Genomic DNA, 21305 nt, shown 5'->3' with positions numbered 1-21305 from the left:
GAGCAATGTCAGAGTTTTATCAAAATTAAAGTCGAATATGTGTGAAAATATTTCAGTGACTTATAAATAAAAAAGCCGCTGTATATAAACGACTTTTCTTATTGATTTCAATGATAACTAGCTACGTTAATAATTGGTTATGGCACACCATGACCTTTGGATGCCACCCAAACTCGATACCATTGCTCACGGGTCAACTCGATTCGTAGAGCGTCAATTGCCGCTTGCACACGCTCTATTTTACCCGAGCCGATAATAGGGAGTGGTTGCGAAGGTAAACGACGTACCCATGCATAGATAACCTGATCGATACTCTCTGCCCCTAATTCTTGCCTGACAACTTCAAGCTCGTTTCTAACCCTGATTTCTTTCTCTGAATTACCAAAGAAAAGGCGACCACCCGCAAGACAAGACCAAGCCATTGGCCGCGTGCGTTTCATCTGCATCTGATCGAGAGTACCGTCATCAACAGCGCCAAAGTTCAATGGATTAATCTCGACTTGATTGGTCACTAAAGGGATGTTGAGTCTGGATTGCAACAGATCGAACTGCAAAGGAGAGTGATTTGACACCCCGAAGTGCGACACCTTACCGGCCTTTTTCAACGCCAACATTGTCTCTGCTACTTCGTCAGCATTCATTAATGCATCTGGTCTATGGATAAGCAGGACATCAATGTTTTCTATATTTAGATGTGACAGTGAGTTATTCACTGACGCCAAAATGTGTTGCTTACTTGTATCGTAGTGATTGATTTTTCTTTCTGGAGCATGGTATCCACACAGATGGATATCACACTTGGTTACAATCTCAATTTGATCACGCATCGATTTATCTAATGCCAACGCTTCACCAAAAAGCTTCTCACACTGATAGTTTCCATATATATCTGCGTGATCGACCGTCGTCACGCCGAGTTCAACGTGTTGCTTTAAAAAACTTAGTCTTTCTTGAGGAGTCATTCCCCACTCTGTCATACGCCAATAGCCTTGAACCAATTCAGAAAAAATTGGGCCTTGAGGCGCAATACCAACGTTAGCAACCATTAGATTGTCTCCTTAATTAATTGGATATAAACGAATCCTAGGCTTGTTTAAGAACTCACTCAATGGTAAAACATCGAATATTCGAACCAGAGTACGAAATCATGAGTTTTTCAGAACGATTACAAGAGTTAATAGGCGAAGAGAGTGTCAGCGGATTTGCTAGACGAGTCGAGTTAAATGAAGCCTTAATTAGAAAGTACCTCAAAGGCAGTGAGCCGAGTTTAACGAAAGCAAATCAGATAGCAATGAAAGCAAACTGTTCTTTAGAATGGCTAGCGACCGGGTGTGGATACTTGTACCGTAAAGCGGAAATTGTCGATATGGAAGCCTACAAAATTGCTTACGAATTTGTCACTGATCGCCAATTAGTAGAGGACAGCCTGCACCGCCGTATTATTGCAGGTTATCAATACCTACGAGCCCACAAAAAAGCAGACAATTATCTCGACAAAACAGGTATGAAAGCTTTTTTGAATCGAAGGGGTTAAACTAAGGTCTGTTGGCCCTTTTGAAGGTCAATTTGATGCCCTGTTCATCACTAGAAAAAATAGCCTCTCTACTTGGGTGCTCTGCATAATATTCTGAATTAGGGTACCAAGTCAGCTCTCGAGAAGAAGAAATAGGACCATTATTAATAAACATGACCATCTCTCTATTTACCAATTTAGTGGGTTTTGATTTCAACGCCTTAATCGCATCATATACGCGGTCGTTGATAACGGCTTTAGCGAGTACATAACCATCCTTTCTCAGGTTAAGTTGAAGCTCTGAATAGGCAATCGAAGAATAAGGCGCCGTGATTTCTATATGCTGCACCACATTATTCTGTACCAATAGGCGACTTTCTACATCAACATTATAGTATTTAATCACATCGGAACAGAACGCTTGATTCTCCCTTTCTAGCCCACAATCATAGAGTTCCATTGACTCTTGCAATTGTTCTAACTGCCAAGGGGCAGTGTTTGGCTCAATCATTGGTTGCAACCATACCAGAGAAAAAGCACTGGCTTGATTGGTAAACAACGCTAATGCCATTGACAAATAAAATCGCTTTTTCATATCTTTCAACCCGTAACAAACAACAGGTATTGTACAGGCATTAATAATAACGCTATTCAATAAAATCGAGAATAGATCTAAAAAAACCTGATTTACATCTCATTTTTATATAAAAAATCGCTAAATAACCCATCGTGCTACCTTTTATTTTTGCCCTTCTAAAATATTTAACAAATCCAATATTAACCTTAATATACAGACACTTAACTGACATAAAAACAAAATAAAATGCATTTATTATAGAATTTATTTCGTTTTACTAGCCTGAAAAACCTCATCGGCGTTAAATCGATGAGGTGAGTCAATGTATTACGACATCTACATTTGAGCGCCAAATCTATCAACTTTCGTTGTATAGAAAATTAAGACGCGTTTGTTGCAGATACTCGTGTTGATCTCACCTCAATATAACTAAAACACGTATTACATAGGATTAGTAAAAATGAATAGAAAACTTATTGCTTTAGCAGTGGCCGCTGTTACTACTGGTGCAAACGCAGCGAGCATATATAGCGACGACCAAACGTCTCTTAACTTGAAAGGTGAAATTGATGTCTATCTAAGTACTTCTGAACTGAAAGGCACCGCTGCAGACGATTATAAAAGTGACCCAGACGTTGATGTATGGGCAAAAATTCAGATCGATGCTACCCATAAACTAAGTGACACGGTTGGCGTGTTTGGTTCATTCGAAATACAAAACGGCGTAGGCTTTGGCCCTGGTGACAATGATTCAAAAGAAGTTGAAACTGATGACGAATACTTCGGCGCAAAATTTGGCGAAAATTTCGCTGTCGCCGTTGGTGAAGTGGGTGATTTCGGAGACTCTTTGAACGCAATTATTATCGATAACACCAATGAAGGTGTAGGTTATGTTGATGACGTTGCAGACCGATTTGAGTCAAAAGGTCACGGCATTGCGCTAAGATACAATACAGAAATGTTGACGTTGATTGCAGACACTTATTTAGCTGAAGATTCAGATCAAGATTCGGTATATGGACTTTCAGCTGCTTTTGATATCGCTGACTTTAATATTGGTGCATCTTATCAAGATCGTGGCAACCGCGGCGCTTACGCAGTCACAAACAATGGCGACAATGACGTTTACGGCTTTAAACTAGGCTATGACAATGATGTTTTCTCTATCGCATCACACTATGTAGTTGAGCAAGTCGACAGCCAAGAGTACGAAGTCATCGGCCTTGCTGCGGACTATACAATTAACGCAGTGCGAGTATATGCTTCAACATACATTGCTGAAGAGCAAGACGTCGCTAATAGCGATGAAGTAACAACCTATACTTTTGGTGCTGATTACACATTCTCAAGCAACCTAACAGGTTTTGCTGAATACTCCGCTGCAGACAACTCAGGTTATGAAAAAGACGCTGACCTGTCTCTAATGGTGGCTGGTGTTTACTATACTTTCTAAGAATAGTAACGTTCAGATAATTTCAATGCCTACTTAACTGTAGGCTTTTTTCCCAATAACTAACCTAATCATTATTCTCGAGTAAAAATATAAACGCTAACACCCAGGAATAAATATAATTGAATCAATAAGGAGACAATATATATCCTTAACAACATTATTTATATTATACTTTCTAACACGACCATTTATTACAAACCCTATTAATCAAGCATACCATCCTATTACTAATGTAATAATCATCCTTAATACATGCACCAAAAATCATGGCAAATAATTTTTTAATAACATTTATTTTTACATAAAAACACACCAAGAAAGATCCTAAAAATCTGATGCATAAATATAGTACAACTTTATTAATTACATGTTTATCAGCTCATTAAAAATCAATACACGAACTCAAATATATAAACCCTTACCAACTTAGCTTGATTTCAAAATTAAAGGCCCTTTGCTAATGCAAGGGGCCTTTAAAAACAAAATTCATTCCACTATTTATATATTAATTGGCTACCCACAGCCTAGATGAGTTATCTATAGACGTCATCAACATGGTTTTCTCATCGATCTGATTTACCTCAGTCACTCGTAACATATTAATGATGAACATTTCCTTTATTTTTTCCAGACTTCCGTCATCAATATGATTAACTCTGACGGAAGAAACGTCTCTAATATCACCAGCCTCTAAAAAAATATAACCTTGCTCGTATTTCCATTGCCCTACATTAGATATTTCAAGAGTAGATATCGTGTCGTCATTTCTATCTAAGCTATTCACGATAGAATTTTGAACATATGTATTATCATTCATATATTTAATATCACTCTTTATCGAAACTGTATACGTTTTGTCTATATCCAGCTTCCCATAGTTCGCACTTTTCTTTGGAAGAAGAACCTTCATTTCCGAATGCCATGCTTTAGAGGTAAAGCTTGATTTTTCAATTGAAGTAGAATCATGAACAATCAAATACATCAGTGGTATAGACAATATAGTCAATGTAATCAACAAGTTTTTATTTATCATTATCAAACCTCATCTCACAAAAGGACATCATATCCATATTTTTTGGCATCAGATTATAGCTCACGCTTTCCGTTAAATATTTATCTACTACGTTAATGATCAGCTCATTTCTGAACGTATAAGACACAATGACTTTATCGATATTCTCGGTATTGGGATGATAGGTCAACAACTTATTCGTACAATACTTGATATCTTCCGCATGGCTAGCGCCATTAGTATCTCTATTTAACAAATAGACTCCTATATCACCTACCCGACCTATTTCTTTGAGTTCAGAATACTTAGGAGAAAATAGATTCAACGGCCATATAAACTGGAACATTAATACAGAAACCAACATCACCATAAAAAATGATAATAATTTTTTACTTAACAGATTCGTTATGTTGAAACGTTCAATTTCAATCTCTTTTAGATCATCATCTTGTAGTTCGTCATCTATGCCTTGCTTTACATCTTCTTCTATCTTTTTACTATTACCAATAAATTGGTAACCATGTTTGGGAATGGTCTTAATAAACTCAGGTTCTTTTGCTGAATCTTTTAGTATTTTTCTAACGGTTGATATTGCTTGGATAACACTAGATTCATCCACATGAAACCCGTTGCTAGTCCACACGAGCTCGTGTATTTCATCTCGACTCAAGACCTGATTTGGCCTTTCAATAAATGCTAATAAAATATTGCTTTCATTACTACCTAGCCAGATTATATCTTCACTATTATCCAGATCAGTTAATGACTTTTTGTTGACATTGAAAATATACTTGTCGTTAAGAAAGTACTTATTCTCCACTATCATAAACACCTCCTTAGTTTCACAAATATTCGCCCAAAGTTATAATTTTATAAAACTTTATTCGAATATATTATGATAGTATATCCTCATTCATCTTCATTTCAACCATTTATTGCACACTCGTAAAGTAAATGTTTGTAAATAATTTATCTCTTTGTTTAAATAGAAAATTTATAAAAAATCACATAAATATCAGGCCAAAATGTACAAAAAAGACACTATATGTGTGAAAAATTAATCGTATCTATAGGTAATGAATAATTTTTTCTACTGTGACAAATCTAAAAATATTACCCCCTACATCTTTCTACACCCTACCATGACCTAGTTAACACTTTTGAGGCGTAGCCAACCGAATGATGTCTAAGCGTCGTTTTGCATTTATCATTTAGCTAGATGATACTAATATGAACTATAATGGCCCAGCAATGAAACTTAATACGATAGTAACTGCATTGATCTTGGCATCGACACCTTTGTCGGCGGCTAACCTAACAATATCGACGTCCACTAACAGCCGAAACTATTCTTTTACCGCGGAGCATCCAGTGAATGTTCCGCTAAAAAAAGATAATTATTCAATAAAAGTGACTGATATTGGTGGAACATGTACTGTTGATGTCGTTAAGAAACTCAAATTCAATACACCGACGCAACTCAACTGCCAAGAACCAACTCTTTTCGAGCTAAAGATACGCCTTAGTGGCGACTACCTATTTACATTCGATAAAACCACGCAATCGATAACACTCACAAAGAAGAAAAGTAATACCGTAAAAAAGGAATTCAAAAGAGCCGTTCCCAACCTCACTTGCGATACCCATATTAGTGAAGAGGTCACGTTAAACGTAGCCGATACATTCGCAGATGGTACCAAGCTAAAAGACACGTTCACGGGGCAAGTTACTGAGGTTATCAATCATCACGTAACACTAACGCCATCCCTCAATAGCGGTGGTATGGTTTTGTTAGAACCAACGTTGCAACAGAGTTCCAACCTTTCTACCCCTCTAGACTGGCGCAACGCGAACATCTACTTTGTCATGGTCGATAGGTTTAGCAATGGTGACCTGAATAATGATACGAGTTATGGTCGACAAAAAGATGGTAATGATGAAGTGGGGACTTTCCATGGTGGTGATTTAAAAGGCATTATTAAAAAGCTAGATTACATCCAGAGTTTAGGAACTGACGCTATATGGCTTTCCCCTATTGTAGAGCAAATACATGGTTTTGTTGGGGGAGGAGAAAAAGGGTCCTTCCCATTTTATGCTTATCACGGTTATTGGACCCGAGATTTCACCAAGATTGACGAAAATTTCGGTAAAGATGAGGATTTAACACAACTTGTCGCGGAAGCGCATAAACGGGGTATAAAAATTCTGTTAGATGCGGTCGTGAACCATTCCGGCTACGCTGCTTTATCCGATCTACAGTTTGACGACATCAATGTCGTCTCGCCGAAAAGAAGTTGGCCGGATAAATGGTCTGATTGGGTACCGGGAAAAAATGAAAACTGGCACAGTTACAATGACAGTATTGATTATGCTAGTAACGCATGGACGAGTTGGTGGGGACCAGATTGGATCCGTGCTGGTTTTCCTGACTATAAAAAACCAGGGAATAGTGACATTACGATGTCTTTGGCGGGACTACCAGACTTTATCACCGAGTCAGAAAAAACCGTTACACCACCAAATTGGCTGCTCAATAACCCAGGCACTCGTGTCAAACATAAGCAGAATTTCACTGTCTCCGATTATCTAATCGAATGGCAGTCCGATTGGGTTAAACGATTTGGAATTGATGGCTTTCGTGTCGATACCGTAAAGCACGTTGAAAGTGACGTTTGGATACGACTAAAAAAACAATCAAGCGAGAAGCTAGAGGCATGGCGTAAGAAAAATGGACAATCGGGCGGCCAGCCATTTTGGATGATGGGTGAAGTATGGGGACACTCAGCGTACAGAAGTCCATATTTTGATGACGGTTTTGATGCCTTGATAAACTTCGACATGCAGAAAAAAATGGATAAAGGTGCCGCTTGCTTCAGCTATATGGCAGAGACCTATCAATCTTATGCCGATACGATCGCCTCCGAAAAAGATTTTAACCCAGTAAGCTACATGTCATCTCATGACACAGAATTGTTCTTTAGTCGCTATAAATCATTCGATATGCAAAGAGACGCGGCAAGTGCTTTGTTGCTTAGCCCTGGGGCGATTCAGGTTTATTACGGAGACGAAGTTGCTAGAGCGATTGGCCCATACGCCGATGACTTTCATCAAGGCACACGCTCCGATATGGTTTGGCAATTAGATGACAATAGAAAGAAACTACTTGAACACTGGAAAACGGTTGGGCAGTTTCGAAAATCACACCCTTCTATCGGTGCAGGACAACATAAAGCGCTTAAACAAAAGCAAGGTTATGCTTTCTCTCGAGTTCTTGGGGATGACAAAGTGGTTGTCGCTTTTGTGGGTAAGTAAACTCTGTCCTGTCATTTTGTAGAGCGGGTATTACAATCAATATTGATCAAACACTTCACAAAAGAAATAATGAACCTATATAATCTCCTCTTATATAGGTTCATCAAAAAGGAAATAACCGTGATCTTTAAAAAAATTGTCGCCCTTGCTCTGGCTTTCATCGCTTTCTCAAGCTTTGCAGAAAACCGTGCTGAATTAGCATGGCAAAAAATAGAACAAGGTGCGCTAATCGTTGACGTTAGAACACCACAAGAATTTGACACCCAACATATTGAATCTGCGGTAAATTTCCCGCTAGAGACGGTGAATGTCGCGTTTAATAATGTAGATAAAGATCAACAGATTGTTGTTTATTGCCGCAGTGGTAACCGTTCAGGGCAAGCTGAACGCTTTTTGAAAAAAAATGGATTCACTAACGTTCACAATGGTGGCGGCCTTAACGAGATGCTCGCCTCTAAGTAGCTAGTTTATTCAGCCATAAGAGATCAACTCTACGTTTAGCGCGACTCTGGGTACTTTAGTGGTTTAACGACCATATCTAACCCTTCAATTTTTAGCGCTAAGCAGAGTTGCATCAGATCACCTAATTCTCCCTCAGGAAAAGAATCCTTACGAGCAAACCAGAGCAAATATTCTTCCGGAAGATCGATCAAGGTACGCCCCGCGTATTTACCAAACGGCATCTTGATTCTCGCTAATTTTATCAAGTTCTCTTTCTCTAACACTTATTCATCTCAACTAACTTTAAACCAAAAAACACCACTATACATTGTTAAACAAGAACTCTAAACGAAACGTAATCGTCGCTTCGTCCATTTTATCTTCTTCTATCTTGTTATCCCAATTGTACTCAGGCGTGATCTCATAGAATAACCAATCTCGATAGATATTGTGCCTGTAAGTTACAGATACATTTGTATTGCTGATGTAAGCGTCCGGCTTATCATACCCAGTGATGCTGGCATTATAGCTTAGCGCCTGCTTAGCAGAGATCGATTGATACAAAGTTAACCCACTGGCTAATTCGAAGCTATTGATGTCATCCTCATACTTTGCATAATTGGTCCAACGAACTAAGAATTGCTCATCCAGCGTATGGTCTACATCGATTTGAGTTCTTTCACCCAAAACACTCTTACGGCTATACACTCGCTGTGTAAAGTTAAGTAACGTATCTTGCGACAAAGGATAGCTATAGCGATATCGAGCTTCGATACTTGGTCTCAGTGTCACCTTAATATTGAAACTGCTTTTTTCCCTTGCGTACCAGTCGTATCGAAGCCCTACCGAATTTTCTAATTCGTCGCTGTTCGACGGAAATATATCTTGTAAATCATCGTCTGCATCCGATTCGATTACGATCTTAAGCTTTTTGGTCGCTCTTGGTAAATGCAGTTTCGCTTTCAGTGAGGTTCTAAACTTAAAACCATCCGATTCAGACCAAGAAAAGTCGTTATACCACCTCACCATCGTTCCAGCTCTAGCGTCATCTGTAATCCGTTCGTCCACGAAGAAACTATCAAACCATATCGCTGGTTGGCAAAATTTTGTATTCAAATAATGATAGGTTTTATCGAGTGACCCAACTTCTCTATTGTCACTATAACAGTGCTCCTCAGCACTCTTGAAAGTCACGGCGTCATTACTCTGGTCGATACTCTCTTCTTCTTGTGCCATGGCGAAAGAAAACGGAACAAGCAGTAAGATTATCCATAATTTAAAATATTTCATATCAGGTATAACACACTATATTTTGGAAAAGAGTTCGTTCAGTACTGGCCCTATAACCATGAATTTGATCCGCATGAAAGCGGCAACTTTCACCCGCATTAACTTTCTTCCATTTAGCATCGACATATAACTCTAACTCGCCGCTAAGAACGCATATATGCTCTACTACGCCTACCGCATGAGCGTCTGACATCTGTTGATGGTGATTAACGAGTTCAATCTCGAACATCTCTATTTTCGTATCTGGTTGATAAGGAAACACAGTTTTAACATGCATGTTCTTATCGTTTGGAAAGATGTTAACACTCAAGAGCATTTCGGGCTCCGTCGCAAAAAAAGCAGAAAAAGAGGTATCCAAACCACTCGCAATTTGCCACAGTTTAGAGATTGTCGGGCTCGACTCTTGTCTTTCTATCTGACCTAACATCGCTTTAGAAACCCCGGTCAACTTCGCCGTTGCATCCAAGCTCAACCCTCGATTTTTCCGCAACAGTTTTAGGTGCTCTGCTATATGTGAACGAAATTGGTTCTCACTCATTAATAAAAATCCTGTTGTGCGTTATTGCGCACACTGATATATTGACTCTTTCCTATGCGTTATCACGCACAAAGATTAGCATCCAAGCGAGAGTATTACCATGCCTAGTTCGTTTCAACTTAGTCATTTAACCGCCGGGTTTACTGCTGTCCTCGTTGGGTATACAAGCTCAGTAATATTGGTAATACAAGCGGCGACTTCCTCCGGCGCGTCACCCAATCATATCGCCAGCTGGCTATTCATGCTTGGGGTCGTATTAGGCGTAACGACTATCGGCTATTCTTGGTATTACAAAGTGCCTGTATTGACGGCATGGTCTACACCAGGTGCCGCTATGTTAATAACGGTTGCTCCCGATTACTCGTTACAGGAATGTATTGGCGCTTTTATCTTGTCAGGCCTTTTTGTATTATTAACAGGATTAATTAAACCTATTAACCAACTAATTGATCGCATACCTGCTCAGATCGCCACGGCAATGCTTGCGGCTATTTTACTTCCTTTTTGCCTAAAAGCTTTCGTACCACTAGAACACTCACCAATCCTATTTTTTTCCATGTTTATCGCCTACCTAATAAGCAAATCTGTTGTGCCCAGATACACGATGCTCATACTGCTATTGGTAAGTATCGCCAATGCTTTGTATTTCTATAGTTTTAGCTTTCACACTATTAACTTTACTGTAACCAAGCCTACTTGGGTCACACCTACATTTAGTAACAGCAGTGCTATCAATATCGCTCTACCGCTTTATATTATTACGATGCTATCCCAAAACCTACCGGGCATAGCAATGCTTAATAGCTACGGCTACAAGATTCAGACAAAATCACTTTTTCTTGGTACCGGATTGGCGAATATGATGTCAGCACCATTCGGTGGATTCAGCACCAACCTCGCGGCAATATCCGCAGCAATATGCATGAATAGGGACGTAGATTTAGACGCAAACCAGCGATACCGAGCAACTATTTGGGCAGGTATTTTCTATTTATTGACGGGATGTTGGGCAAGTGCTGTTGTCTCTCTGTTTCTGATTCTACCAACTGACATTGTGCAGATGTTGGCTGGTTTCGCGCTACTCGGCACACTACTCATGTGTCTAAAAACCTCTTTTAGCAAAGAAAAGACAACGGAACCTGCCTTGCTTACTTTCTTAATATCACTTTCGGGCGTCACACTATTTGGTATAAACGCACCAGTTTTGGGTCTGTTGGTTGGTATTGCACTCTTCAAATACCAACAAAAGGCTTAACGCTATCTTCTATATAAGCAGAAGCTCATTAGAAGATAGCGATCAACGTATTATTTTGAGTCAGCAACCGCTGAATCTTTCTTATTGAAATAGTTTTTAGTCAGGGTAAAGACCACCGGACTTAATACCGCAAGTGCTATTAGGTTTGGTATCGCCATCATAGCATTTAACGTGTCACCAAGAAGCCACACAAAGTCCAGCTCCATCATTGCCCCAATAGGTAAAGCAAGAATAAAGATGATACGGAATGGCAATACGGCCTTAGGACCAAATAAATATTCAGCACAACGCTCACCATACACAGACCAACCAACAATAGTCGTAAAGGCAAAAATCGCTAAGCTAACCGCAACCAAATAACTACCACCAGGAATAACCTGACCAAAGGCAGCAGATGTCAGAGCGGCACCAGAGATACCGCTTGTCCATGCGCCAGAAATGATAATGACGAGACCAGTAATACTACAGATGACCAATGTATCTAAGAACGTGCCTAACATCGCTATCAATCCCTGACGAACCGGGTCATCGGTCTGTGCGCTAGCATGCGCGATAGGCGCTGAACCTAGACCGGCTTCGTTAGAGAAAACACCACGGGCAACACCAAAGCGAATTGCCATCCAGACAGTCGCACCAGCAAAACCACCTTCTGCTGAAGCCGGTGTGAAGGCATGTTCAAAGACAAGTGCAAACGCAGGAATGACTTCCCCAAAGTTCATCAGAAGGATCACAACCCCGCATAGAATATAGGCTGTTGCCATAACTGGTACCATTGCACCCGCAAACTTACCAACTCGCTTTAGGCCGCCTAATATCACACCACCCGCTAGAACCATAATAATGAGGCCTACAACGAGGCGCGAAAATGAGAAGTTAGATTCTAAAACTTGAGCGATGGAATTCGATTGAACGGCATTACCAATACCAAAACAAGCAACCGCGCCAAATAAAGCAAACAGAGAACCAAGCCACGCCCACTTCTCACCCATACCATTTTTGATATAGTACATAGGACCACCGACAAATGAGCCATTCTCATCTTTTTCACGGTATTTAACGGCAAGAACAGCCTCTGCATATTTGGTTGCCAAACCGACAAGTGCCGTCAACCACATCCAAAATAGCGCACCCGGGCCACCAATAAATACAGCGGTTGCTACTCCTGCAATATTACCCGTACCCACCGTTGCAGACATCGCCGTCATCAACGCCTGAAACGGAGGTATTTCACCCTCTCCACTCGCCTCACGGCTACTCCACATTAACTTAAATGCACGCCCTACATTTAGGATAGGCATAAACTTCAACCCCACGGTCAAGTAAATACCAACCCCTAAAATGAGGACGAGCATGGGTACACCCCACACTATCCCATTAAGCTGACCGACCAATCCGGAAATAAACTCCATTTTCTGACTCTCCAATAATAGTGACTTTTTAAAAACTACCCTCTCATACCCGTAGCAAATAGCAGACCAAGCATAAGAAATGATTAGAATTATTCCATTTAAAGAGGAATTTCAATGGCAGTGAAACAATAATGAGATAACGCTGCAAGTATAAATTCACACGGCCTTCTACCTTTTATTAGTTTTTAATCTTGAATATTGTTATTTTATTGGAATAATACACTACATCGATATGCGAGAATACTTCACATTCTGGCAACAATAATTTAAAGACCAGTTTTTTCTTAGCATCAATCAGAATTAGTTTTAAACACTGAGTCTCTAACTTTTTTGATGTTCATTGCACCATTAATGATCATTAAGAGTGTGAGTTGTTCATATATGGTGCTGAGTAAAGACTATTATGCTGCTCATTTATTTATAAACTTAACGATTGAATATCGTAAAACCCGTGAATTGATAGGGTGTTATTTCTTTTTGTGTACAGCATATAATTTCGCAAATTTAGGTACATATTGAAATTATATACTTCTGATTAATTATTGATTTTGAATAATTTATCTAGCAATTCACTCCCATCAGAACATTCAACTAATATAGCCCTAAGTTATAGAATGAGGCCATATCCCTAGATTTTCGACATTTAGGCAAAACCCTCTCACTTACCTCTTTAAAAAAGTACATTTTTAATAATATCCGTATAAGAACACCCCATTAGTCGTCATTCCTGTCACGAATATTGCACTGCAACTGATGTCGATACATAGCCTAATCATCTGTGTAGCAACTAATTTCTTAAATGGAGAACACCAATGGAACTGAAAAAACCTTATTTACTTTTTCTTGGGGACGCAGCAGACCCGCTCGCGGCAAAAGTTGCTCAAGGCATAAAAACTTGGCACCCTGAATATTGCGTAGGTCAGTATCGCTTACCAACATGCAATGCGGATTGCGGTGTGGTTGATCTTTCTATTGAAGAAGCAATAGAAGCAGGGGCCAAGACTTTGATCATTGGGGTTGCTAACCGTGGGGGTATTATCTCAAAGGAATGGTGTAGCGTATTAATAGAAGCTTTAAACGCTGGGCTTGATATCGCTTCAGGCTTACATAATAAGTTGACCGACATTCCGGAGTTAGTGGCTAGTGCAAAAAAAAATGATCAGGCACTGTTTGATGTTCGATACCCAACTCAAAACTACCCTGTAGGCAATGGTAAAAAACGCCAAGGAAAACGACTTTTAACGGTTGGCACAGATTGTTCATGCGGCAAGATGTATACATCATTAGCAATAGAGAAAGCGCTGAAAGAACAGGGTGTCAACGCTGACTTTCGTGCAACAGGTCAAACCGGTATTCTGATTACTGGTAACGGAGTGAGTGTTGACTGCGTTGTAGCTGATTTCATCGCAGGTGCAATCGAGACCATCTCACCAGAAAGCACTATAGACCACTGGGACGTAATTGAAGGACAAGGATCTCTATTCCACCCATCCTTTGCTGGTGTGACGACTGGACTGATACATGGGGCGCAAGCCGATGCTCTTGTTCTGTGTCATGAACCCACAAGAACACACATGCGCGGTCTACCAAACTACCTCGTACCCGACATAAAAACGTGTATGGAACTTAACATTGCAACGGCCAGATTGACCAATCCTGATGTACAATTTATTGGAATTTCTGTAAACACCTCTCAGCTTGATGAAAAAGTCGCGCTAGAATTTATGGATAAAGTAGAATCTGAATTCGGTCTACCTGTCGTAGACCCATTCCGTCAAGGTGTAAGCCGTATAGTAAACAAGCTATCGGAGGTATAATGCAAATAAGCTTCAAGGTTAAAAGTTGGCCCATTAGAGGAAGCTTCACCATCTCTAGAGGAAGCAAAACTCAGGCTGATGTGATACAGGTAAAAATAAGTAGTCACGGTGTTATGGGTCGCGGTGAATGCGTCCCATATGCACGTTACAACGAGACGATTGATAGTACCTTAACTGAACTAGAAAACGTGTTACCTGCACTAAAAAATGGGGTCACTCGAGAAACATTGCAAGACCTAATGCCGGCTGGCGCAGCAAGAAATGCCGTCGACTGCGCACTATGGGACCTTGAGTGTAAACAAAAACAACAGCGAATTTGGGACAACTTGGCGATGTCTCCTGACGCTTTGGTCACAGCATTTACTTTATCCCTAGACTCCCCAGAAAACATGAAAAAAGCGGCGATAGAGAATGCATTTCGTCCTTTGCTTAAATTGAAACTAGGAGGCGGTGAAGACTTAGCAAGAGTTGCCGCGGTTCGCGAAGGTTCACCCAATGCAAAGATTATCCTTGATGCAAATGAAGCATGGACACCCGAACTCTATAAAATACTGATTCCAGAACTAGTGAAACTGGGTGTAGCAATGATTGAACAACCTTTCCCTGTAGGGATGGACTATATTCTTGAGACACTACCTAGACCTATTCCAATCTGTGCGGATGAATCTTGTCACGATCGAGAAAGTTTAGGCAAAATAATTGGTCGTTACGATATGATCAATATTAAAACCGACAAAACCGGTGGCTTAACAGAAGCATTAGCACTCAAAAATCAAGCAGAGCAAGCAGGGTTGCAGATCATGGTTGGTTGCATGCTTTCAAGCTCTCTGAGCATGGCACCAGCATTCGTTATTGCTCAAGGTGTCGATATTGTTGATCTTGATGGCCCATTACTGCTAAGTGAAGACATAGAGCACGGATTCGAGTTCGAAAACAATCACATGATGCCCTTCTCTACAGAGTTATGGGGTTAAGGAGTGGTTCATTGCGCTCCCTAGAAAAATTGAATTACATTAGGATGAAAATTATGCAACGTACTGTTTACTTAAATGGCGAGTATCTACCAGAATCTGAAGCAAAGGTTTCCATTTTTGACAGAGGTTTTTTATTCGCCGATGCCATTTATGAGGTGACTGCCGTTGTCGACGGAAAACTCTTAGATCTTGAAGGACACGTCGCGAGACTTGCTCGTTCATGTAGAGAATTGGAAATGAAAAATCCTCTTACTGCTGAAGATCTAATAACCATTCAAAAAAAACTCATTACACTTAATGATCTGAAGGAAGGTGGTATTTATCTACAAGTCACTAGGGGGTCATCTGGCGATCGTGACTTCCCTTACCCTGACGACACTGAGCCAACTGTTGTGTTATTTACTCAATCCCGTGCCGTGATCGACTCAACGAAAGCGAAAAAGGGCATCAAAATTATCTCCATGCCAGATCTTCGTTGGAGACGTCGTGACGTTAAAACGACCTCACTATTGGCAGCCTGTATGGCAAAACAAGCAGCCATGAGTGTTGGCTGTGATGACGCATGGCTGATTGAAGAAGGATACGTCACGGAAGGCGGCTCAAGTAACGCCTACATCGTAACCCAAAACAATACTATTGTTACACGTCCACTCAGTAACGATATTCTCCACGGTATAACACGAGCTTCACTGCTAAAAGTAGCGGAGAAACACAATCTGGCTATCGAAGAAAGGGTATTCACAATAGAAGAAGCTTACGCAGCGAAAGAAGCTTTTATTAGTTCTGCATCAACCTTTATATGGCCTGTCATCTCCATTGATGAGCGGCCAATTGGTGATGGTGTTCCTGGCCCTGTCGCATCACAGCTCCGTGAGATCTATATCGAATTTGCCAAAACACTTTCTGTATGAACATCAAATATTGCTAACATCATGTTAATTCCACGTTAACACCTTTATTCACTATATTGTTTCGCAGGAGCCCCCTTGGCTCCTGATTTTTATCCACTCTAGTTACTGTATACAAACTTTTTCCCTGTTTTTCTTCGAATATTTTTTTAAAACCAGTACAATGCAAGGTCAATTGGCGCCTAATAGACTATAAATTAGCCAAATTGATCAATTCTCAGACAGAAAATTAATACTAGGAGAAAGAATGGAAATGTTAGAAAGCTTTTTTGGGGTCATTGGTGACCTCACTTGGGGATGGTCGCTTATACCATTTCTTGTAATTTTTGGCCTATTTTTTACCATTGTTACTGACTTTGTTCAGTTCCGATTTTTCGGACGTATGTTCCGAGTACTATCAAGCAAAAACCAAACCGCGGGTAAAGACAAAATTTCCGGACGTGAAGCCCTTTTATTATCCGTTGGTGGTCGCGTAGGTGGTGGTAACATCGCTGGTGTTGCCGTTGCTATTACTCTTGGAGGTCCAGGTGCCGTATTCTGGATGTGGGCAATTGCATTGGTCGGTATGGCAACAAGCCTAGTGGAATGTTCACTTGCTCAGCTATACAAGCGTAAAGAAGGTAACGAGTTCCGTGGCGGTCCTGCACGTACGATTATTCATGGCCTTGGTGAAGACTATCGCTGGTTAGCGTATGTACTCGCATTCTGCTTGATTGCCGCTTTCGCGTTTGGTTTTAACGCGTTCCAAGGCAATACCGTTGCTGGTGCAGTGCAAGATAGCTTGGGTATTGACCGTATGTATACGGGTTTATTCCTTGCGATTATTGTCGGTTTCATCATCTACGGTGGTATCAGACGTATCGCTAAGGTTGCAGATATTGTTGTGCCTATTATGGCTATCACTTATGTAGCAATGGCTCTTCTCGTTATTATCACTAACATCACAGAAATTCCTGGTGTTATTGTAAATATCGTATCTAACGCATTCGGCATTGAGGAAGCTGTTGGTGGTGGTATGGGTGCAGCATTAGCGCAAGGTTTGCGTCGTGGTCTGTTCTCTAACGAAGCTGGCCTAGGTTCCGCACCTAACGTAGCGGCAACAGCAGACGTTACTCACCCAGTCAGTCAAGGCATTACTCAATCACTTTCAGTATTTATCGATACTATAATCGTTTGTAGCTGTACGGCTTTTGTTATTTTACTTGGTGATGTGTATGTACCTGGTGCAGAAGGTATTGATGGCATAGTACTTACTCAGCAGTCTTTGGTTTCTCACTTCGGTGCATGGACTCAGTATTACCTAACGTTTGCTATCCTTCTTTTCTCATTCAGTTCCGTTATATACAACTACTATCTTGGTGAGAATGCACTAACCTTTATGACTAAGAACCCAATGGCGATTCACATATTGCGTATTCTTGTCATTGGCGTAGTGTTTGTTGGTGCGGTAGCACCTGGTGCAACAGCGGTCTTCTTCTTCTCTGATCCACTGATGGGAATTTTGGCCATTGTTAACTTGTTAGCACTCATTATGCTGTTCCCAACGGCAACACGACTTATCAAGGATTACAGGAAACAACTTGATGCAGGTGTTGAGCATCCTGTGTTTAATCCTGATGAATATAAAGATCTTGATATCGATACGACTGCTTGGGTTAAAAAAAGTTAATCTAGATAACGTTTAGCTTTATTAGAAATTAATGCCAGTCCGTTCATTCTGACTGGCATTTTTATGTCTGGACTTCCACCCCTCCCACATCATTGATTCGATTAGTCTTCTTTTTGCAACAAACAAGTGAATTTAAAGTGATATATCAACCTTATTGGTTAATGTAGTATCAAACAACGAATGTAAGAACACATACATCATAAACACTTATATAATATATTTATAAAAAGTGATCTGATTGAAGACATCGATAACAAGAATATGCGAAAAACGTGAAGTAAATGAATCTGGAGCATGAATGGAATCTATATATAAAGAGTTGATACAAGAACTCAGCGTTCATATCGACGAAAAGAGAATCATCACAGACCCAACCCTAACCTTGGCATACGGTACAGACGCCAGCTTCTATAGAATGGTGCCCAAACTTATACTGCAACTCGACTCTCTTGATGAAATCGTTCTCGCAATCAAAACCTGCAATGTAAAACAAATACCACTTACCTTTCGAGCCGCAGGCACAAGTTTATCAGGGCAGGCAATATCCGACTCTGTTCTCATCACCCTGACAACCAGTTGGCGCAATCACCAGATAATCAATAATGGTGAACAGATATGGCTACAACCTGGGGTTATCGGCGCAGATGCAAATAAATATCTAGCTCCATTTGGGCGTATGATTGGCCCAGACCCCGCGTCAATCAATACCTGTAAAATTGGCGGCATTGCAGCCAACAATGCCTCTGGCATGTGTTGTGGCACCTCAAAAAATAGCTACAAAACGTTGGCTGGTATGACTGTCGTCCTTGCCGATGGTACCGTGCTAGATACCCTCAACAAAGACAGTATTGAGTCATTTAAATTCAGTCATAAATCCCTCATTTCAGACCTCATTACATTGGCAAAAGAGTGCAATAGTAATGCCGATATGGCGAACAAAATACGCCATAAATATCGCCTTAAAAACACCACGGGATACAGCCTAAACTCACTAGTAGACTATGAAGACCCTATCGATATTCTTCAGCACCTACTAATTGGGTCTGAAGGTACGCTCGGTTTTATCGCTGATATTACTTATAACACGGTGATTGACCACGCTTTCAAGGCGTCAGGGCTTTTTGTATTCTCAGATATTGAAACCACTTGTTTTGCAGTAAGTGAACTCAGCAAAACCAATGTAGCAGCAGTAGAGTTAATGGACAGCCGCTCACTCGCATCTGTAGCCAACGAACCGGGGATGCCCGATTTCATTGCCGAATTAGGGATAAAAGGAAACACAGAAGCAGCCGCTATTCTTGTAGAGATTCACGCCGAAGATGAGCAAGATCTTGCTGTGCAGTCCCAAGCATTAATCAATATAATTAGTCGTTATTCACCCATTGAGGCCGTCGAGTTCAGCCGTAACGCGACGACATGCGCTCAACTATGGGCCATCCGAAAAGGACTATTTCCAGCCGTCGGAGCAGTAAGAGAAACCGGTACAACCGTGATCATCGAAGATGTCGCGTTTCCACTCGACCAGCTCGCACCTGCGGTACGTGAACTACAAAATCTGTTCATTAAATATGATTATCATGAGGCGATAATATTTGGGCATGCATTGGCAGGTAATCTTCACTTTGTATTTACTCAAGCATTTGATAATGAGCCTGAAATAAACCGTTATAGTGCTTTCATGGATGCCGTAGCCCAACTGGTTGCCGTGAAGTACAAAGGGTCGCTCAAAGCAGAACATGGCACAGGCCGTAACATGGCTCCTTACGTTGAGCTGGAATGGGGCAAAGACGGTTACGAATTGATGCAGAAGATCAAAAAAATCTTCGATAAAACCGGCATTCTGAATCCTGGTGTCATCCTTAATAACGACCATGAGTCACATATTAAAAACCTTAAAGAGATGCCTGCGGCAGACGAACTGATCGATAAATGCATAGAGTGTGGATTCTGCGAACCAGTATGCCCTTCGCGAAACCTCTCTTTGACGCCACGGCAACGTAACACGGTGTACCGTGAGATCCGCCGCCTTTACAAAACCAACGAAGACCCTGCAAAACTGGCCGAAATGGAAAAAGTATTCCGCTATCAAGGTATTGATACTTGCGCCGCCACCGGGCTCTGTGCTGACCGGTGTCCGGTAGGTATAAACACGGGTGACCTAATGCGGAAACTGCGTGAAGATCACTCCTCTCTGGCCAATACAATCGCAAGTTGGACAGCCGATCATTTCGAAGCAGTTACCTCCGTTACCAAGCTAGGATTGGGTGCTGCCAATAGTGTGCACGGCATCATTGGAACCAATAACATGAGAGCGGTGACCAAAGCTGCTCACCAGCTATCAGGTAAACGCGTACCATTATGGACTCCCCACCTTCCAATACCAGCCAGAAATGTTTCCGCGATTACGATCCATTCCGTAGGAAAAGAAAAGGTCGTCTACTTCCCTAGTTGTGCATCCCGTAATATGGGACCAGAAAAAAATGCCATCGATAACAGATCATTAACTGAAGTGACCATTTCCTTGCTCGAAAAAGCGGGCTACGATGTTGTACTACCAGATGATATTAACAGCCAGTGCTGTGGCATGCCTTATAAAAGCAAAGGTTTTGTCGATACAGCAAACAGTAAGATGAACGCATTGCAAGACTCACTTTGGCACGCATCACAACAAGGGAAGTATCCTATTTTGATGGATACCAGCCCATGTGCAAGTCTGAGTAAGGGTGCACTTCAAAAAGAATTATCAATATACGAACCGTTTAAATTTGTTGCGGAATACGTCTTACCAAAGCTTACCATCACGCAGCAAAAAGAACCGGTGATGTTACACATTACCTGCACATCACGACGAAATGGTTTAGCAGGCATCATTCAAGACGTCACTGAAGCATGTGCTGAAAAAGTGATCATACCGGAGGATATACAGTGTTGTGGCTTCGCTGGTGATAAAGGATTCACTAAACCGGAACTCAACGCCTCTGCGTTAGCCTCACTGAGATCAGAAGTACCAGAGGATTGCAGCGAGGGGTATTCCAATAGCAGAACCTGTGAAATTGGTCTGTCAGAACATAGCGGGATTGAGTATCGCTCAATCCTTTACTTGGTAGACAGAGTCAGTTAAGACAAAGGTGCCATTT

General features: G+C 41.0%; 18 protein-coding genes. 10 read left to right on the top strand and 8 right to left on the bottom strand.

The genetic code is table 11. The features are described from left to right. Positions 1 to 137: 137 nt before the first annotated feature. Complete coding sequence (locus L3V77_RS22315) at positions 138 to 1046, bottom strand: aldo/keto reductase family oxidoreductase (protein WP_275137016.1); 909 nt, start codon at positions 1044 to 1046, stop codon at positions 138 to 140. A 101-nt stretch (positions 1047 to 1147) separates the two neighbouring features. On the opposite strand from L3V77_RS22315, the gene L3V77_RS22310 reads away from it, so the two are divergent. Next, entirely contained in the window at positions 1148 to 1534 is a 387-nt protein-coding gene (locus L3V77_RS22310; RefSeq protein WP_275138232.1) for an XRE family transcriptional regulator, read from the top strand. A 1-nt stretch (position 1535) separates the two neighbouring features. On the opposite strand, the gene L3V77_RS22305 is transcribed toward L3V77_RS22310, so the two are convergent. Continuing rightward, positions 1536 to 2108, bottom strand: a complete 573-nt coding sequence (locus L3V77_RS22305) for a hypothetical protein (RefSeq protein WP_275137015.1) — start codon at positions 2106 to 2108, stop codon at positions 1536 to 1538. Positions 2109 to 2550: 442 nt separating this feature from the next. On the opposite strand from L3V77_RS22305, the gene L3V77_RS22300 reads away from it, so the two are divergent. After that, complete coding sequence (locus tag L3V77_RS22300) at positions 2551 to 3543, top strand: porin (RefSeq protein WP_275137014.1); 993 nt, start codon at positions 2551 to 2553, stop codon at positions 3541 to 3543. A 505-nt stretch (positions 3544 to 4048) separates the two neighbouring features. On the opposite strand, the gene L3V77_RS22295 is transcribed toward L3V77_RS22300, so the two are convergent. Both L3V77_RS22295 and L3V77_RS22290 read right to left on the bottom strand, forming a co-directional pair. Further along, complete coding sequence (locus tag L3V77_RS22295; RefSeq protein ID WP_275137013.1) at positions 4049 to 4576, bottom strand: regulatory protein ToxS; 528 nt, start codon at positions 4574 to 4576, stop codon at positions 4049 to 4051. Continuing rightward, positions 4566 to 5381, bottom strand: a complete 816-nt coding sequence (locus L3V77_RS22290; protein WP_275137012.1) for a winged helix-turn-helix domain-containing protein — start codon at positions 5379 to 5381, stop codon at positions 4566 to 4568. The genes L3V77_RS22295 and L3V77_RS22290 overlap by 11 nt, the downstream gene beginning before the upstream one ends. Before the next feature lie 425 nt (positions 5382 to 5806). Here L3V77_RS22290 and L3V77_RS22285 point away from each other — a divergent pair, with 425 nt between their 5' ends. Beyond that, entirely contained in the window at positions 5807 to 7867 is a 2061-nt protein-coding gene (locus tag L3V77_RS22285) for an alpha-amylase (RefSeq protein WP_275138231.1), read from the top strand. A 102-nt stretch (positions 7868 to 7969) separates the two neighbouring features. Next, on the top strand, positions 7970 to 8329 hold the full coding sequence (locus L3V77_RS22280; RefSeq protein WP_275138230.1) for a rhodanese-like domain-containing protein: 360 nt from the start codon (positions 7970 to 7972) through the stop codon (positions 8327 to 8329). A gap of 35 nt (positions 8330 to 8364) precedes the next feature. Here the strand turns inward: L3V77_RS22280 and L3V77_RS22275 are convergent, their stop codons facing one another. The 3 genes from L3V77_RS22275 to L3V77_RS22265 are packed head-to-tail and all read right to left on the bottom strand — an operon-like array spanning position 8365 to position 10136. Further along, the gene (locus L3V77_RS22275; protein WP_275137011.1) at positions 8365 to 8592 is read right to left on the bottom strand and encodes a DUF3820 family protein; all 228 of its coding nucleotides are present in this window, start codon (positions 8590 to 8592) and stop codon (positions 8365 to 8367) included. A gap of 37 nt (positions 8593 to 8629) precedes the next feature. Next, positions 8630 to 9598: a hypothetical protein gene (locus tag L3V77_RS22270; RefSeq protein WP_275137010.1), complete on the bottom strand. Its 969-nt coding sequence runs from the start codon at positions 9596 to 9598 to the stop codon at positions 8630 to 8632. Position 9599: 1 nt separating this feature from the next. Further along, positions 9600 to 10136: an XRE family transcriptional regulator gene (locus L3V77_RS22265; RefSeq protein ID WP_275137009.1), complete on the bottom strand. Its 537-nt coding sequence runs from the start codon at positions 10134 to 10136 to the stop codon at positions 9600 to 9602. Positions 10137 to 10236: 100 nt separating this feature from the next. Here L3V77_RS22265 and L3V77_RS22260 point away from each other — a divergent pair, with 100 nt between their 5' ends. Then, a complete protein-coding gene (locus L3V77_RS22260; protein ID WP_275137008.1) occupies positions 10237 to 11391 on the top strand; it encodes a benzoate/H(+) symporter BenE family transporter in 1155 nt (384 codons plus the stop codon). Between the two features lie 50 nt (positions 11392 to 11441). Here L3V77_RS22260 and L3V77_RS22255 read toward each other — a convergent pair whose 3' ends face one another. After that, positions 11442 to 12800, bottom strand: coding sequence for a sodium:alanine symporter family protein (locus tag L3V77_RS22255; RefSeq protein WP_275137007.1), 1359 nt, complete (start codon positions 12798 to 12800; stop codon positions 11442 to 11444). An 812-nt stretch (positions 12801 to 13612) separates the two neighbouring features. Here L3V77_RS22255 and dgcN point away from each other — a divergent pair. From dgcN to L3V77_RS22230, 5 genes are all read left to right on the top strand, one after another. Further along, positions 13613 to 14617 carry an N-acetyltransferase DgcN gene (gene dgcN / locus L3V77_RS22250; protein ID WP_275137006.1) on the top strand — a complete coding sequence of 335 codons (1005 nt, stop codon included), beginning with the start codon at positions 13613 to 13615 and terminating at the stop codon, positions 14615 to 14617. Continuing rightward, positions 14617 to 15591 (top strand): N-acetyl-D-Glu racemase DgcA, encoded by a 975-nt coding sequence (gene dgcA, locus L3V77_RS22245; protein WP_275137005.1) that lies wholly within the window; start codon positions 14617 to 14619, stop codon positions 15589 to 15591. The genes dgcN and dgcA overlap by 1 nt, the downstream gene beginning before the upstream one ends. Positions 15592 to 15644: 53 nt before the next feature. Further along, a complete protein-coding gene (locus L3V77_RS22240) occupies positions 15645 to 16502 on the top strand; it encodes a D-amino-acid transaminase (protein ID WP_275137004.1) in 858 nt (285 codons plus the stop codon). A 244-nt stretch (positions 16503 to 16746) separates the two neighbouring features. Next, a complete protein-coding gene (locus L3V77_RS22235) occupies positions 16747 to 18168 on the top strand; it encodes an alanine/glycine:cation symporter family protein (RefSeq protein WP_275137003.1) in 1422 nt (473 codons plus the stop codon). A 298-nt stretch (positions 18169 to 18466) separates the two neighbouring features. Beyond that, on the top strand, positions 18467 to 21289 hold the full coding sequence (locus L3V77_RS22230; protein WP_275137002.1) for an FAD-binding and (Fe-S)-binding domain-containing protein: 2823 nt from the start codon (positions 18467 to 18469) through the stop codon (positions 21287 to 21289). Positions 21290 to 21305 lie beyond the last annotated feature (16 nt).

Origin of the sequence: Vibrio sp. DW001 (assembly GCF_029016285.1) — a bacterium.
GTDB lineage: Bacteria > Pseudomonadota > Gammaproteobacteria > Enterobacterales > Vibrionaceae > Vibrio.
Note: the sequence above shows the minus strand (reverse complement) of the source record. Positions and strands in the feature narration are given on the sequence as shown.